We start from the raw sequence: 16,334 nt of genomic DNA, 5'->3' as shown, positions 1-16,334 counted from the left end.
AACATCGGGCCTCTTTCCCATGCGCCGCCGCACGGGCGCTGCCGCCGCAGCCCCGCGGCGCCGCCCGGGCGCCGGGCCGCCAGGCCCTTGCAGGCGCCGCCTTCCGAAGCGTCCCCCGATGAGTCCATGGACCAGCTTGAACTGATGCCACCCGCCGATGGCGGGAACCCCGACGCCATCACGCTTGCGCACTATGCGGAGCGGGCCTACCTCGAATATGCGCTGAGCGTGGTCAAGGGCCGCGCGCTGCCCGACGTGTGCGACGGCCAGAAGCCGGTGCAGCGCCGCATCCTCTATGCGATGGAGCGCATGGGCCTGGCCTTCACCACCGCCACCGGGCCGAAGCCGGTGAAGAGCGCGCGGGTGGTGGGCGACGTGCTGGGCCGCTTCCATCCCCATGGCGACACCGCGGCCTACGACGCGCTGGTGCGCATGGCGCAGGACTTCAGCCAGCGTTATCCGCTGATCGACGGCCAGGGCAACTTCGGCAGCCGCGACGGCGACGGCGCCGCGGCCATGCGCTACACCGAGGCCCGGCTGGCGCCCATCACCCGGCTGCTGCTGGACGAGATCGACGAAGGCACGGTCGACTTCATCCCCAACTACGACGGCTCCACCGACGAGCCGCGCCAGCTGCCGGCGCGGCTGCCCTTCGTGCTGCTCAACGGCGCCAGCGGCATCGCCGTGGGCCTGGCCACCGAGGTGCCCAGCCACAACCTGCGCGAGGTGGCCGCGGCCGCGGTGCTGCTGATCAAGCAGGAGCTGGTGAGCGACGACGAGCTGCTGGCCGTGCTGCCGGGCCCGGACTATCCCGGCGGCGGCCAGATCATCAGCAGCGCCACCGACATCCGCGAGGCCTATGCCACCGGCCGCGGCAGCCTGAAGGTGCGCGCCCGCTGGAAGATCGAGGACCTGGCCCGTGGCCAGTGGCAGGTGGTGGTGAACGAACTGCCGCCCGGCACCAGCAGCCAGAAGGTGCTGGAAGAGATCGAGGAGCTGACCAACCCCAAGGTCAAGGCCGGCAAGAAGGCGCTGAGCACCGAGCAGGCCCAGCTCAAGACCACGGTGCTGGGCGTGCTGGATGCGGTGCGCGATGAATCGAGCAAGGACGCGCCCGTGCGGCTGGTGTTCGAGCCCAAGAGCCGCACGGTCGACCAGCAGGAGCTGATCAACGTGCTGCTGGCCCACACCAGCCTGGAGAGCTCCGCGCCGATCAACCTGACGATGGTGGGCGCCGACGGCAAGCCCACGCAGAAGAGCCTGCGGCAGATCCTGCTGGAGTGGATCGGCTTCCGCACCGCCACCGTGGAGCGCCGCACGCGCCACCGGCTGGGCAAGGTGCTCGACCGCATCCATGTGCTGGAAGGCCGGCAGCTGGTGCTGCTCAACATCGACGAGGTGATCCGCATCATCCGCAATGCGGACGAGCCCAAGCCCGCGCTGATCGAGCGCTTTGCGCTGAGCGACCGCCAGGCCGAGGACATCCTCGAGATCCGGCTGCGCCAGCTGGCCCGGCTGGAAGCCATCAAGATCGAGCAGGAGCTGGCCGACAAGCGCACCGAGCAGAAGAAGCTGGAAGACATCCTGGCCACGCCGGCCTCGCTCAAGCGCGCCGTGGTGCGCGAGATCGAGGCCGATGCCAAGGCCCATGGCGACGAGCGCCGCACGCTGATCCAGGCCGACAAGCGCGCCCAGGCCGAGGTGCGCATCGTCGATGAGCCGGTGACCGTGGTGGTCAGCCTGAAGGGCTGGGTGCGTGCGCTCAAGGGCCACGAGATCGACACCACCACGCTGGCCTTCAAGGCGGGCGATGCGCTGTACGGCACCTTCGCCTGCCGCAGCGTCGATCCGCTGCTGGTGTTCGGCAGCAATGGCCGGGTGTACACGGTGGCGGTGTCGCTGCTGCCCGGCGGCCGCGGCGACGGCGCGCCCATCACCTCGCTGATCGAGCTGGAAGCCGGCACGCAGCCGGCCCACTACATGGCCGGCCCGCTGGAGGCCACGCTGCTGCTGGCCAACACCGGCGGCTACGGCCTGCTGGCCAAGATCGGCGACCTGCTGTCGCGCCAGCGCGGCGGCAAGAGCTTCCTCACGCTGGACGACGACGCCAAGGTGCTGCCGCCCATCCCGGTGCTGCCCGCCCACACTCAGGTGGCCACGCTGGCGCTGGACGGCCGGCTGCTGGTGTTCGCGCTCGACGAGCTGAAGCTGCAGCCCGGCGGCGGCAAGGGCCTGACGCTGATGGACGTCGACGCCACCGCGCCGCTGGTCTCGGTGGCCACGCTGGCCACCAGCTGCACCGTGCACGGCAGCGGCCGCGGCGGCAAGGCCAAGGAAGAGGTGCTGCGCAACACGGCGCTGGAAGCCCACGTCGGCAAGCGCGCGCGCAAGGGCCGCAAGGTGGAAGGGCTGCAGAAGGTGATGCGCGTCACCGCCTGATCGCCGCTCAGCCAGGCGGTGGCGCTGCTCGGCCCGGCACCGGGGCCAGCGGCTCCAGCGCCCGGGCCGCCTGCGCCAGCACCAGTGCCGTGACCTGCGCGGCCAGCTCCGGCTCGGCCTGCCAGCGGTGCCAGTACAGCGGCACGCCGATGCCGCGGCCGGGCGCCAGGTCGACCAGCGTGCCGGCCTGCAGCAGCGGCGCGGCCTGCATCGCTGGCACCAGGCCGAAGCCGAAGCCCTGCGCGATCAGCGCCAGCAGCGCCTGCGGCGAAGGCACGTAGTGGCACACCGGCAGCTCGGGCACGAAGCCGAGCAGCTGGCGGAAGAAGTCGGCCTGCAGGGTGTCGCGGCGGTCGAACATCAGCGCCGGCGCCGACAGCAGCGCCGCGGGCACCAGGCCGCCGCCGAAGTGGCGCCGCGCGAAGGCCGGGTGGGCCACGCAGCGATAGGCCATGCGGCCCAGCGGCTCGGCGCTGAAGCCGGTCATCGGCCGCGCCGCGGTGGAGACGCAGCCCACCACCTCGCCCCGGGTCAGGCGGCCGAAGGTGTGGTCCTGGTCGTCGATCACCAGTTCCAGCGCGATGCGCGGATGCGCCAGCAGCGCGGTGAGGGCGCCGCCGAACCAGGTGGCCAGTGAATCGGCGCTCACCGCCACCGCCAGCGGCACCGGCCGGCCTGCGGCCTGCGCCGGCGCCAGCCGCTGCAGCGTGGCTTCCTCCAGCAGCCTGAGCGCCTGCACATGGCGCAGCAGCACCTCGCCGGCGGCGGTGGGCAGCACCGGCCGCTCACGCACCAGCAGCACGGCGGCCATGGACTCCTCCAGCGCGCGGATGCGCTGCGAGACCGCGCCGCGGGTGAGGTTCATGGCCGTGGCGGCACGCTCGAAGCTCTGGTGCGCCACCACGCTGGCGAAGGTCTCGAGCTGGTCGCGGTCCCAGGGGCTGGCCATCGGTGGCGGTTCTTCCTGCGGTGGATGAGGTGGGCGCCGGACCCGGGACCGCAGTAGCCGTTGCGCGCGGCGATGTTAAGAGCCGCGCGGCCGCCACTCGGCCACCACCATGCCGGCGACGATCAGCGCAGCCGCCAGCGCCACCTGCGCGCCCAGCGGTTCGTGCAGCAGCCAGAAGGCCAGCAGCGCCGCGAACACCGGCTCCAGGTTGAAGATCATCGCGGCGCGCATCGGGCTGGTGTCGCGCTGGTAGCGGGTCTGCACCGCATAGGGCAGGGCGGTGGACAGCAGCGCGGTGGCCGCCACCAGCAGCAGGAAGCCGGTGTCCTCCCAGGGCGGCGGCGCCGGCGGCTGTTGCCAGCCCAGCGCGGCCGACAGCAGCGCCACCACCAGCAGCTGCAGCACGGTCAGGCTGGCGCTGGGCAGGCGGCCGGCGCTGCCGGCCAGCAGCAGCATGTGCAGCGCCGACACCCACGAGCCCCCTACCACCAGCGCATCGCCGGCGCCCAGGGCATCGAGCCGGCCGCCGGCCATCGCCACCACGCCGGCGGCGCACAGGGCCACCCCGGCCCAGGCCGCCGGCGGCAGCGGCCGGTGCAGCCACACGCGGGTGATGAGCGGGATCCACACCACCGTCAGCCCGGCCAGCAGGCCGGTGTTGGTGGCACTGGTGCGCTGCAGCCCGCTCATCAGCAGTGCAAACACCGCGAACAGCAGCAGCCCCAGCAGCAGTCCGCTGCGCAGCACCGCCGGCCGCCACTGCGCCCGCTCCCGCCAGGCCAGCGGCAGCACCAGCAGCGCGGCCAGCGCGAAGCGCCAGCCCAGTGTGGGCCACACCGGCTGCGAGGCCAGCGCCGACTTCATCAGCACGAAGCCGGCGCCCCAGCCGGCGGCAGCCCCGGCCAGCAGCAGCTCGGCGCGCAGGCGGCTGCGCAGGCCGGGCCGGGCCGGTGCGGGCGCGGACGGGTGCGTGGGCTGCATCAGCGCTGCCGGCAGGCGGCGACGTCCAGCGCCAGCAGGCGGGCGGCCAGCACCGCGTCGTCATGGCGGGTGGGCCGGCCGAAGCTCAGCCGCAGGCTGGCGCCCACCAGCGCCGGCGCCAGCCCCATGGCCGTGAGCACATGCGAGGGCTGCTGGGCGCCGCTGTTGCAGACGGAGCCGTCGGACACCGCCAGCCCGCTGAGCGACTGCAGCAGGGCCTGCGGATTGACGTCCGGGAACGACAGGTTCACGCAGTGCGGCAGGGCCTGTTCCAGCGGCGTGTTGTTGATGAAGTCCACGCGGGTGGCCAGCTCGGCCAGGAAGGACTGGCGCAGCCGGGCGGCACGCAGCGGCTCGGTGGGCAGCAGCGACATGGCCAGTTCCACCGCGCGATGCAGCCCGACGATGGCCGGCACGTTGGGCGTGCCGCCGCGCAGGCCGCCTTCCTGGCCGCCGCCTTCGATCAGCGGCTGCAGCAGGCGGTCTTCGCGCAGCTGCCGGCTGGCATAGGCCACGCCAATGCCCTTCGGCCCGTAGATCTTGTGGCCCGAGAACGTCATCAGGTCGATGCCCAGCGCCCGCGGCTGCACCGGCAGCTGCCCGATGGCCTGGGTGGCGTCGCAATGCAGCGGAATGCCCCGGGCATGGGCCACCGAGGCGATGGCGTCGATGGGATGCAGGCTGCCGGTCTCGTTGTTGCCGTACATGGCGCTGACCAGCACCGTGTCGTCCCGCAGGGCGTCCTGGAGGCGGGCCGGGTCGAGGATGCCGCGGCCATCGACCGGCAGCAGGGTCAGGCTGAAACCCTGGCGCTGCAACGTGCGCAGCGGCGCCAGCACCGACTTGTGCTCGGTGACCACCGACACCACGTGGCCACGGCCACGGCTGCCGGCCAGGCCCTTGATCAGCAGGTTGTTGGCCTCGGTCGCGCCGCTGGTGAACACGATCTCCGCCGCATCCACGCCCAGCGCCTGCGCAATGCCGCGCCGCGCCTTCTCCACCGCGGCCTCGGCCTGCAGGCCGTAGAGGTGCGGGCTCGACGGATTGCCGAAGCGCCCGCCGAAGAACGGCAGCATCGCTTCCAGCACGCTGTCGTCCACGGGCGTGGTGGCCTGGTAATCGAAATACAGGATGTCGTTCATCGCGGCAGGAAATCCCGGCTCAGGTAGGCCCGGGGAAACAGGTGCTCGCACCAGGTGTCGCACACCACCGGCATCAGCAGGTCGCTGGCGCGGTGCGGCGGACGCAGCAGTGAAAAGGCCGCCTCGGCGCCCTTGGAAACCTTGTCGCGGTCGGCCGGCGAACACAGGTCGATCACCACCTTCGACGCCGCCAGGGTATCGGGCGCCATGCGCTCCAGGGTATAGGCGTAGTAGCCGCCCATGATGGCCGGGCATTTGCCCACCCAGCGGTCGCCGCGTTCCTCGAACAGCACGATGGGCGCGCCGAAGCGCGAGTCCAGCTGCCAGCGGTGGCCGGCCTCATGCAGCGGCACGCTGTGCAGCCGCGGCTGTTGCTGCCGCCGGTCGGGTGCCGCCAGCAGCTTGCGCAGGCGCCGCAGCGCCCAGTTGCGCATGTGGCGTTCGGTGGTCAGCGTCACCTGCTGGCCGTGGCGCTCGGCCAACAACCGGATCTCCGCCAGCATGGCGTGCAGGGCGGCTTCGTCGTGGGGGCCGTTGCCCGGCGTGCACAGGGTGTCGTTGCACTGGGCGCCCAGGTCGTTCACCAGCACGTCGAAACCGATGCGGCGGCTGGGATCCGCAGTGGCCAGCAGCGCGCCGATTTCAAATGCGCGCTGCAGCGACGCGCGGGAAAAGGCATCCACGCCCTTGTCCGCATCGAAATAGCCGCCCTGGATCACGAAATGGGTGCCGGGATGTCGCCCCGGTCCCAGTCCATATTCTTGAAGAGTTTCTGGAATGGTCAGCATCGCCGGCCACTCTAGGGCCGGGTACGGCAGCGCGGCGGCCGATTCAGTATTTCTGGCGCACGGTTAGTTTTTCTGCCCCATGGGCGGCAGGCGGCGGCCGGCGAGGAATGGATGCTCCGCGTCGGTCACGATGTGGTCGAGTTCCGCGAGTTCGGCCACCGCGCACGGCGCCACCTGGTCCAGCTTGCTTGCGTCGCACAGCACCACGCGCCGCACCGCGCCGCGCACCATGGCGCGCTTGATGGCGGCGTCGCCTGGCTGCCAGGCGGTGACGCCGGTGCGCTCATGCAGCGCGCAGGCGCCCAGGAAGGCGATGTCGGCCCGGTGCGCCTGCAGCGTGGCCAGCGCCTGTTCGCCTTCGAACACCCGATGCTCCGGCAGCCAGTGGCCCCCGGCCAGTACCGGCCGCACCTGGGGCGCATCCGCCAGCGTGAGGAACACGTCCAGCGAGTGCGTGACCACGGTGATCGGCCTTGGTGCGTCGTCGGCGCGCAGCTGGTGCGCCAGCGCCAGCATGGTGCTGCCGCCGTCGATGAACAGCGTCTGGTGCGGCTGGACGAGCCCCACTGCGGTGCGCGCCAGGGCCTGCTTGACGCCGGGCATCACCGCCGCGCGTTGCTGCGAGCTCATGACGCCGGTGTTGAGCGCCACCGCGCCGCCATGGGTCTTCTGCACCAGGCCGCGCGCGGCCAGCTGCCGCAGGTCGCGGCGGATGGTGTCGTCGGACACGCCGTACTGCGCCGCCAGCGGCGCAACTTCCACGCGGCCGCGGGTCTTCAGCAGCTCGGCGATGCGCTGCTGGCGCTCCTGGGCGAAGCGGGGCAGGTCGTCGGCGGCGGGCAAGGGCGGCGGCGTGTGCATGGTCATGCACGAATGTATTTGATCGTGCATACTCGTGCAAATGACGTCGACCCTCAGCGCCGATCTGCGTTCTGCCCGCCTCGCCACCCGGCTGCAGTTCCTGGCCTTCGGCTTCATTACCGGCAGCTGGGGTGCGCACGTGCCCAGTGCGAAGGCGCACTACGGCCTGTCGGAGGCGCAGCTGTCGGTGGCCCTGCTGGCGGCCGCCCTGGGCGCGGTGGCCTGCCTGCTGAAGGCGGGGGCCATCGTGCAGTGGCTGGGCCCGCGGCGGGTGGTGCAGCTGGCCGGCACCACCGCCTGCGGCGTGCTGGCCTCGGTGCTGCTGCCCTCCAGCGGGCAGGGCGCGCCGCTGGCCATGCTGCCGCTGCTGCTGCTGCTGGGCGTGTTCGGCGCGGCCACCGCGCTGTTCGATGTGGCCATCAATGCCGAAGGGTCGCTCCTGGAAACTCGCGGCGGCCTCAAGGTGATGAGTGGCTTCCACGGCATGTGGAGCCTGGGCGCGATGGGCGGCGCCGGCGTGGGCGGCCTGCTGCTGAAGGCGCAGGTGCCGCCGCTGTGGCAGCTGGCCGGCGCCTGCGCGGTGGCCTGGGGAGTGATCCTGGCGGCGGCGCCGCGCATGCTGGCCGAGCATCCGCCGGCCGAGCACGGCGAAGGCGGCCCGCGCCGCTGGACGGCGCTGCTGGTGCTGCTGGGCCTGCTGGCGGCCGCCGGCCTGGTGGCCGAAGGCGCGATCTACGACTGGAGCGTGCTCTGGATCACCCAGGACCTGCAGCAGACGCAGTCGGTCGGCGCGGCCGGATATGCGGCCTTTGCCGGCGCCATGGCGCTGGCGCGCTTCGGCGGCGACTGGTTGCGCACGCACATCAGCGCGCCGCGGCTGCTGGCCGGCAGCGGGCTGCTGGCGGCGGCGGCCATGAGCCTGGCGTTGCTGTCGCACAGCGCCTGGGTGGCGGTGCCGGCGCTAGCGGTGGTGGGTGCCGGGCTGGCCAATGTGGTGCCCATCCTGTTCATGGCGGCCAGCCGCGCGCCGGGCGTGGCGCCGGCCGCGGGCATCGCTGCGGTGTCGTCGCTGGGTTACCTGGGCTTCGTCGCCGGCCCGCCGCTGATCGGCGGCGTGGCGCATGCCAGCTCGCTCACCGGCGGCATGGCGGTGCTGGTGGTGGCGTCGCTGGTCTTGGCCTGGGGCGCACGCCGCTTGCCACGCTAGGCGCAGGCGCCGCCCGCCACACCGTGGTGCGGGCAGCGTCTTCGGGTTAACCCGGGCGCGGGTACGCATGTTGCAGCGCACCACCGTGCCGCCCGCCGGGCCGGCCCTCCGGAGACCTGCGCATGCCCACCGCCCGCTTCCGCCATCCGTTCTTCCCCGCCGCTGGCCTGTTGGCGGTCTGCGTGGGCATCTGCCTGGTCGCCGCGCCCGCGGCGGCCGGGGAGGGCATGCCGGCCGCCGACGCCGGCGCGCCCATCACCCAGGTGCTGGAACGCTCCCAGGCGCTGCGGCTGGCGGCGCTCACGCCGGTGGCCGCGGGCGATGCGCGGCTGCAGCTGCTGCAGCAGGGCTTCCAGCAGGTGCTGGCCCATGCGCCGGAGGCCCGGGGCCTGCCGGTCACGCTGCAGGTGGTCACCGGCCCGGTGCTGGCCGAGACCTTCCACGGCCGGGTGCTGGTGGTGCATGCCGACCTGGCCGCGCGGCCGGAGGGCGAGCGCCTGTTCGTGCTGGCGCATGAGCTGGGCCATGCAGTGCATGCCGACTGGGCGGCGGTGCGCGCGGTGTACCGCCGGCACATCCCGGCGGAGGTGGTGCAGCAGCGCACCGACCCGGTGGCCGCCCTGCTGGGCCGCGAGATGTCGGCGCTGTCGCACGAGCAGGAGCTGAATGCCGATGCCTATGCGATGCAGGTGCTGGGCCGCATGGGCTACGGCATCGAGGTGGCCATCGCCACCCTGGCGCGCCACGGCGTGCAGCCCGACACGCCCACGCACCCCGGCACCCGCAGGCGGCTGGCCGGGCTGCGCAACGCCGCGCCCTGAATGGCCCGCCGAGGCCTCAGCGCCGCAGCAGCCGCAGGGCCGCCAGCGCGAAGATGGCGTACAGCGCCAGGCTGAAGAACTCGTAGGGCACGCCGGCCAGCTTGACGGCGGCGTCCGCGCAGGAGGCCCGGGCCTGGAACACCTCGGGTGCCAGGCCGTCCAGCCCCAGGCCGCTGACGATGCGGTCGGCCAGCGTCAGGTTGCACGACGCCGTGGCCGCGGCCACGAAGTGCTGCCACAGCGCCGCGGCCATGCCGGCCAGCGACAGCCCCAGCACCAGCAGCGCCGACAGCCCGCGGCCCAGCCCGTTGCGGATCACCAGCCCGATGGCGCAGGCGATGGCGATGGCCACGAAGATCGCCCGCTGCAGCACGCACCACGGGCAGGGCTGCATGTCGAACACATGCTGCGACACCAGTGCCGCCGCCACCGCGGCCAGCGAGACCAGCGCGATCATGCCCAGCCATGCATCGGCACGGCGGGCGGGCGAAGCCACCTCCCTCACTGGGCCACTTCGGCGATCAGTTCGATCTCGACGCAGGCGCCCATCGGGATCTGCGCCACGCCGAAGGCGCTGCGTGCATGCGCGCCCACCTGGCTGCCGAACACCTCGCCCAGCAGCTCCGAGGCGCCGTTGGTCACCAGGTGCGCCTCGGTGAACTCGGGCGTCACGTTCACCAGGCTCATCAGCTTGACGATGCGGGTCACGCGCGAGAGGTCGCCCACCGCCGCCTGCAGCGTGCCCATCAGGTCGATGGCGATGGCGCGCGCGGCGGCCTTGCCTTCGTCGGTGGTCATGGTGGCGCCCAGCTTGCCCACCCACGGCTTGCCGTCCTTGCGCGCGATGTGGCCCGACAGGAACACCAGGTTGCCCGTCTGCACGAAAGGCACGTAGGCGGCGGCCGGCGTGGCCACGGCAGGCAGCGTGATGCCAAGGGATTGCAGGCGGTCGTGGATCGCGGAAGACATGACGGACGGGTCCTTCGGAGCTGGCTGAAACAGGAGCGCGGGATCGTACACCCCGCTTTGGGGGCTTGTGCCTACACTGGCCGCATGGGTGGAGATGCGGCGGGCCTGAAGCTCGCCGGGCTGGTAGTCGCATGGCTCGGCGGCGTGCTGCTGCAAACCACCCAGCCGCAGCTCTGGCCACCACAGGCCTACCTGGCCGGCATGGCGCTCGGCCTGGTGCTGCTGGCATCCGCTGCCGCGGTGCCACGATCGGCGCCCGGCGGCGGTGGCTGGCCCCGCCTGGCCTGCCGGGCCACCGGCCTGCTGCTGCTGGCCTTCGCCTCCACCGGCTGGCGCGCCAGCCAGGTGTTGGCGGAGGCCTTGCCGCAGGCCGCGGTGCAGCGCGACGTGGTGGCTGAAGGCACCGTCACGGGCCTGCCGCGCCGCATGGCCGGCGGCCTGCAATTCGGGTTCGAGGTGGACCGCGCGACGCTGGACGGCGAGCCGGTGGCCGTGCCACGGCGCCTGCTGCTGGGCTGGTATGCCGGCCGCGACGACGCCGACGACGGCGGCCCGGCGCTGCCCGCGTTGGCCACGCGGCTGCAGTCCGGCGAGCGCTGGCGCTTCAGCCTGCGCTTGAAGCCGCCGCACGGGCTGGCCAACCCGCATGGCTTCGACCGCGAGCTGTGGCTGTTCGAGCAGCGCATCCGCGCCACCGGCTCGGTGCGCGAGGCCGGCCCCGCCGCGCCGCAGCGGCTGCAAGCCGCGCCGGTCACCGCGCTGGGCCGGTGGCGCCAGGAGGCCCGGGACGCGGTGCTGCTGCAGGTGCCCGACAGCCGTGCGGCCGGCGTGCTGGCCGCGCTGGCGGTGGGCGACCAGGCGGCCATCGAACCCGCCGACTGGGCCCTGTTCCGCGACACCGGCGTGGCCCACCTGATGAGCATCAGCGGCCTGCACGTCACCATGTTCGCCTGGTTGGCCACCGGCCTTGTCGGGGCCGGCTGGCGCCGCAGCCCCCGCCTGATGCAGCTGGCCGCCATGCCCCATGCGGCCCGCTGGGGCGGCGTGCTGGCCGCGGCGGCCTATGCCGCCTTCGCGGGCTGGGGCGTGCCCGCCCAGCGCACGGTGTGGATGCTGGCCACCGCCGCGCTGCTGGCCAGCGGCCGCCTGCGCTGGCCGCCGCTGCTGGTGCTGCTGGCCGCGGCTGCGGTGGTGTCGGTGGCCGATCCCTGGGCCCTGCTGCAGCCGGGCTTCTGGCTGTCCTTCGTGGCGGTGGGCCTGCTGATGCTGGGCGGTGACGCGCCGGCACGTGCCCATGCCGACCGCGAGTCCGCCAGCGATCCGGCCGCCGCTGCGGACATCGACACCGGGCTCGAGCGCCCGCCACCCGCGTCCGCCTGGCGGCGCCTGCTGCAGGCCACCCGCCAGCTGCTGCACACCCAGGCGGTGGCCACGCTGGGGCTGGCGCCGCTCACGCTGGTGTTTTTCCAGCAGCTGTCGCTGGTGGGCTTCGTCGCCAACCTGGTGGCCATTCCGGTGGTCACGCTGCTCATCACGCCGCTGGCCCTGCTGGGCCTGCTGTGGCCGCCGCTGTGGGACGCGGGCGCGGCCGTGCTGCAGCTGCTCATCGCCGGCCTGGGGCACCTGCCGCACGGCCCGGATGGCGTCTTCATTGCCGCCGTGGCCCCGGCCTGGGCGCGGGCGGCGGGCCTGCTGGGTGGCTTGCTGCTGCTGCCGGTGCTGCCCCTGCGGCTGCGCCTGCTGGGCCTGGCGCTGCTGCTGCCACTGCTGTGGCCGGCGGTGCCGCGGCCCGCCGAAGGCCGCTTCGAGGCGCTGGCCGCCGACGTGGGCCAGGGCAGTGCGGTGCTCGTGCGCACGCGGCATCACCTGCTGCTGTACGACACCGGCCCCACCTACGGCCCCGGCGCCGATGCCGGCGGCCGCGTGCTGCTGCCCTTGCTGCGCGCCCGCGGCGAGCGGCGCATCCACCTGCTGGTGCTCAGCCACCGCGACAGCGACCACGTCGGCGGCGCCGCCTCGCTGCGGGCCGCCATGCCGGTAGACCGGCTGCTCAGCTCACTGGATGAAGGCCATGCGCTGCGTGACGGTCCGCAGCCGCATGCGCGCTGCGCCGCGGGCCAGCGCTGGCAGTGGGACGGCGTGCGCTTCGAGCTGCTGCATCCGCCCCCGCCGCCAGCGCCGTTGCCAGCCCGCCCGAACGCACGCAGCTGCGTGCTGCGGGTGGAGGACGCGCAAGGCCGCAGCCTGCTGCTGGCCGGCGACATCGAAGCCGCCGAGGAAGCGCAGCTGGTGGCCACGCAGGCCGCCGCGCTGCGCAGCGACGTGCTGCTGGTGCCGCACCACGGCAGCCGCACCTCGTCCACGCCGGCCTTCCTCGATGCGGTGGCGCCTCGGGTGGCGGTGGTGCAGGCCGGCCACCTCAACCGCCATGGCCATCCGCATGACGCGGTGCTGGCGCGCTACACCGCCCGGGGCGTGCAGGTGACGCGCAGCGATACTTGCGGCGCTTGGGCATGGCGTGAGGGCGCCATGACCTGCGAACGCCAGAGTTCTCCGCAGTATTGGCGTCGGTCCACGCCATCGCGTTGATGGCGTGGAAGTTGCAACGCACCCGAAGTCAGATCAAAGGAATCGTTCGTGGCCATTCACGTCGCACTCAACCACGTCACGCGCTACCGCTACGACCGCCGTGTCGGCCTGTCGCCCCAGGTCGTCCGTCTCCGCCCGGCACCGCACTGCCGCACGCCGATCCTGAGCTATTCCCTGCGCGTGGAGCCGGCCCAGCACTTCATCAACTGGCAGCAGGATCCGTTCTCCAACTACCTCGCGCGCCTGGTCTTCCCCGAGAAGACCACCGAGTTCTGCATCACCGTCGATCTCGTGGCCGAGATGGCGGTCTACAACCCGTTCGACTTCTTCCTGGAGCCCGAGGCCGAGAACTTTCCGTTCAAGTACGCCGAAGGCCTGGAGCATGACCTCGCGCCCTACCTGTCGAAGTGCGAGCTGACGCCGCGCTTCCAGGCCCTGGTGGACAGCATCCCGCGCACCGAGCAGCGCACCATCGACTTCCTGGTGGGCATCAACCAGCGCCTGCAGAAGGACATCCGCTACCTGGTGCGCCTGGAGCCCGGCGTGCAGACGCCGGAAGAGACACTGGCCAATGCCAGCGGCTCCTGCCGCGACACCGGCTGGCTGCTGGTGCAGGTGCTGCGCCACATGGGCCTGGCCGCGCGCTTCGTCTCCGGCTACCTGATCCAGCTCAAGCCCGACGTCAAGTCGCTCGACGGCCCCAGCGGCACCGAGGTCGACTTCACCGACCTGCATGCGTGGTGCGAGGTGTTCCTGCCCGGCGCCGGCTGGATCGGCCTCGATCCCACCTCGGGCCTGATGGCCGGCGAAGGCCACATCCCGGTGGCCTGCACGCCCGAGCCCTCCAGCGCCGCGCCGGTGGAAGGCGCGGTGGACGAGAGCGAGGTGACCTTCGAGCACCACATGCAGATCACGCGCATCTACGAGTCGCCGCGCGTGACCATGCCCTACACCGAGGACCAGTGGCAGCAGGTGCTGGCCCTGGGCCACCAGGTGGACGAGCAGCTGATGGCCGACGATGTGCGGCTGACCATGGGCGGCGAGCCCACCTTCGTGTCGGTCGACGACCGCGACGGCGCCGAATGGAACACCGATGCGCTGGGGCCCACCAAGCGCGGCCTGGCGCAGGGCCTGACCCACAAGCTGCGCGACCGCTACGGCGCCGGCGGCTTCCTGCATTTCGGCCAGGGCAAGTGGTATCCCGGCGAACAGCTGCCGCGCTGGGCACTGTCCATCTGCTGGCGGGCCGACGGCCAGCCCGCCTGGAACGATCCCTCGCTGTTCGCCGACGAACGCGAGCAGCACCACTACACCAGCGAGGACGCCAACCGCTTCGTGCGCACGCTCAGCCGCAAGCTGGGCGTGGAGGACAAGTGGGTGCAGCCCGGCTACGAGGACACCTGGTACTACCTCTGGCGTGAGCGCCGCCTGCCGGTCAACGTCGATCCCTTCGATTCGCGCCTGGGCGACGAGCTGGAGCGGGCCCGCCTGCGCCGCGTGTTCGACCAGGGCCTGGAAAGCGTGGTGGGCTACCTGCTGCCGCTCAAGCCCAACGAGTCGCCGGCCGTGGGCGGCCCGCGCTGGGTCACCGGCCCGTGGTTCTTCCGGGACGAGCGCATGTACCTCGTGCCCGGCGATTCGCCGATGGGCTACCGGCTGCCGCTGGATTCGCTGCCCTGGGTGAAGGAGAGCGACTATCCCTTCCTGATCGAGCAGGACCCGTTCGCGCCACGGGCGCCGCTGCCGGCTGCCGCGGCCCTGCGGGCGCAGTACCCGGTGAGCGCGCCCGGCGTCACCGCGGTGGGTGGCATGTCGGCGCCGGTGCAGGGCTACCGAGCCGGGCAGCCCGCGTTCGGCGAAGCCGCCGGCAGTGCGGGCGTGGCCAGCCAGGCCGGCGAAGGCCCTGGCGCCGCCGCGCTGCAGGCGCCGGCCGCGGCCGACGCCCGCTATCCGCAACGCTTCGAATCGGCCGGCTGGATCACCCGCACCGGCCTGTGCGTGGAAGTGCGCGACCCGATGCGCGCCAACGGCCCCAAGGCCGAGGCGCTGGCCAAGCACAGGAGCGGCGTGCTCTATGTCTTCATGCCGCCGCTGGCCTCGCTGGAGGACTACCTGGAGCTGCTGGCCGCGGTGGAAGCCACCGCCGCCGAGCTGCGCGTCAAGCTCGTGCTGGAAGGCTACCCGCCGCCGCGCGACCCGCGCCTGAAGCTGCTGCAGGTCACGCCCGACCCCGGCGTGATCGAGGTCAACATCCATCCGGCCAAGGACTGGAACGAGCTGGTCGACCACACCGAGTTCCTGTACCAGGCGGCGCACGAGTCGCGCCTGTCGACCGAGAAGTTCATGGTCGATGGCCGCCACACCGGCACCGGCGGCGGCAATCACTTCGTGCTGGGTGGCGCCACGCCGGCCGACAGCCCCTTCCTGCGCCGGCCCGACCTGCTGCCCAGCCTGCTGACCTTCTGGCACAACCATCCGAGCCTGAGCTACCTGTTCTCCGGCATGTTCGTCGGCCCCACCAGCCAGTCGCCGCGCATCGACGAGGCACGCGACGACCAGGTCTACGAGGCCGAGATCGCCATGAAGGAGATCGAGCGGCAGATCGGCCTGTACGGCCAGTGCCCGCCGTGGCTGATCGACCGCATGCTGCGCAACGTGCTGATCGATGTCACCGGCAACACCCACCGGTCGGAGTTCTGCATCGACAAGCTCTACTCGCCCGACGGCCCCACCGGCCGCCTGGGCCTGCTGGAGCTGCGCGCCTTCGAGATGCCGCCGCATGCCCGCATGAGCCTGGTGCAGCAGCTGCTGCTGCGCGCGCTGCTGTCGTGGTTCTGGAAGAAGCCCTACAAGGGCAACGGCGCCACGCGGCTCACGCGCTGGGGCACCGGGCTGCACGACCGCTTCCTGCTGCCCACCTTCGTCAAGATGGACTTCGACGACGTGATCGCCGAGCTGAACCATGCCGGCTACGCCTTCGATGCGCAGTGGTTCGCGCCGCACCTGGAGTTCCGCTTCCCGCTGGTGGGCCATGTGGCCACGCAGGGCATCGAGCTCACGCTGCGCAACGCGCTGGAGCCCTGGCACGTGATGGGCGAGGAGGGCGCCATCGGCGGCACGGTGCGCTATGTCGATTCATCGCTGGAGCGGCTGGAGGTCAAGGTCACCGGCCTGAACGACAACCGCCACGTGATCACCGCCAACGGCCAGGCGATCCCGCTGCAGCCCACCGGCCGCATCGGCGAGTTCGTCTGCGGCGTGCGCTACCGCGCCTGGGCGCCGCCTTCGGCGCTGCATCCCACCATCGGCGTGCATGCACCGCTCACCTTCGACATCGTGGACAACTGGCTCAGCCGATCCATCGGCGGCTGCCGCTACCACGTGGCGCATCCGGGCGGGCGCAATTACGACACCTTCCCGATCAACGCCTACGAGGCCGAGAGCCGCCGGCTGGCGCGTTTCTTCTCCAACGGGCACACGCCCGGCACGATGCAGGTGGTGCCGGTCCAACCCAGCCGGGAATTCCCATTCACGCTCGACCTGCGCCTGGGGTAACGTCGCGGGCTTGTGCCGTGAATTGATAAAAGT

Annotated in this window: 12 protein-coding genes; 5 read left to right on the top strand and 7 right to left on the bottom strand. The window is 72.3% G+C overall.

Going from position 1 to position 16,334, the window contains the following annotated elements:
• The first annotated feature begins 126 nt into the window (after window positions 1–126).
• The gene (gene parC / locus VO99_RS19485) at window positions 127–2,439 is read left to right on the top strand and encodes a DNA topoisomerase IV subunit A (RefSeq protein ID WP_046114569.1); all 2,313 of its coding nucleotides are present in this window, start codon (window positions 127–129) and stop codon (window positions 2,437–2,439) included.
• Window positions 2,440–2,446: 7 nt separating this feature from the next.
• On the opposite strand, the gene argP is transcribed toward parC, so the two are convergent.
• From argP to VO99_RS19460, 5 genes are all read right to left on the bottom strand, one after another.
• Window positions 2,447–3,388, bottom strand: a complete 942-nt coding sequence (argP, locus tag VO99_RS19480; protein WP_046114568.1) for an HTH-type transcriptional regulator ArgP — start codon at window positions 3,386–3,388, stop codon at window positions 2,447–2,449.
• 75 nt (window positions 3,389–3,463) lie between these two features.
• Complete coding sequence (locus VO99_RS19475; RefSeq protein WP_046114567.1) at window positions 3,464–4,369, bottom strand: DMT family transporter; 906 nt, start codon at window positions 4,367–4,369, stop codon at window positions 3,464–3,466.
• A complete protein-coding gene (locus tag VO99_RS19470; RefSeq protein ID WP_046114566.1) occupies window positions 4,369–5,511 on the bottom strand; it encodes a cysteine desulfurase family protein in 1,143 nt (380 codons plus the stop codon). Before VO99_RS19470 ends, VO99_RS19475 begins: the two co-directional genes overlap by 1 nt.
• A complete protein-coding gene (locus VO99_RS19465) occupies window positions 5,508–6,230 on the bottom strand; it encodes a hypothetical protein (protein WP_046114565.1) in 723 nt (240 codons plus the stop codon). Before VO99_RS19465 ends, VO99_RS19470 begins: the two co-directional genes overlap by 4 nt.
• Window positions 6,231–6,362: 132 nt before the next feature.
• Window positions 6,363–7,166 carry a DeoR/GlpR family DNA-binding transcription regulator gene (locus VO99_RS19460; RefSeq protein WP_052736466.1) on the bottom strand — a complete coding sequence of 268 codons (804 nt, stop codon included), beginning with the start codon at window positions 7,164–7,166 and terminating at the stop codon, window positions 6,363–6,365.
• A gap of 34 nt (window positions 7,167–7,200) precedes the next feature.
• Here VO99_RS19460 and VO99_RS19455 point away from each other — a divergent pair, with 34 nt between their 5' ends.
• Together VO99_RS19455 and VO99_RS19450 are read left to right on the top strand one after the other, a co-directional pair.
• The gene (locus tag VO99_RS19455) at window positions 7,201–8,367 is read left to right on the top strand and encodes an MFS transporter (RefSeq protein WP_046114564.1); all 1,167 of its coding nucleotides are present in this window, start codon (window positions 7,201–7,203) and stop codon (window positions 8,365–8,367) included.
• A 122-nt stretch (window positions 8,368–8,489) separates the two neighbouring features.
• A complete protein-coding gene (locus tag VO99_RS19450; protein WP_046114563.1) occupies window positions 8,490–9,188 on the top strand; it encodes a M48 family metalloprotease in 699 nt (232 codons plus the stop codon).
• A 16-nt stretch (window positions 9,189–9,204) separates the two neighbouring features.
• Here VO99_RS19450 and VO99_RS19445 read toward each other — a convergent pair whose 3' ends face one another.
• The gene (locus tag VO99_RS19445) at window positions 9,205–9,684 is read right to left on the bottom strand and encodes a disulfide bond formation protein B (RefSeq protein WP_232315426.1); all 480 of its coding nucleotides are present in this window, start codon (window positions 9,682–9,684) and stop codon (window positions 9,205–9,207) included.
• Window positions 9,685–9,689: 5 nt separating this feature from the next.
• A complete protein-coding gene (locus tag VO99_RS19440; RefSeq protein ID WP_046114562.1) occupies window positions 9,690–10,157 on the bottom strand; it encodes a RidA family protein in 468 nt (155 codons plus the stop codon).
• 84 nt (window positions 10,158–10,241) lie between these two features.
• On the opposite strand from VO99_RS19440, the gene VO99_RS19435 reads away from it, so the two are divergent.
• Window positions 10,242–12,746 carry a DNA internalization-related competence protein ComEC/Rec2 gene (locus VO99_RS19435; protein ID WP_046114561.1) on the top strand — a complete coding sequence of 835 codons (2,505 nt, stop codon included), beginning with the start codon at window positions 10,242–10,244 and terminating at the stop codon, window positions 12,744–12,746.
• Window positions 12,747–12,794: 48 nt separating this feature from the next.
• The gene (locus VO99_RS19430; protein WP_046114560.1) at window positions 12,795–16,301 is read left to right on the top strand and encodes a transglutaminase family protein; all 3,507 of its coding nucleotides are present in this window, start codon (window positions 12,795–12,797) and stop codon (window positions 16,299–16,301) included.
• Window positions 16,302–16,334: the final 33 nt, after the last annotated feature.

Source organism: Aquincola tertiaricarbonis (assembly GCF_000969605.1).
Lineage (GTDB): Bacteria > Pseudomonadota > Gammaproteobacteria > Burkholderiales > Burkholderiaceae_C > Aquincola > Aquincola tertiaricarbonis.
This window is presented reverse-complemented; position numbering and strand designations above follow the sequence as displayed.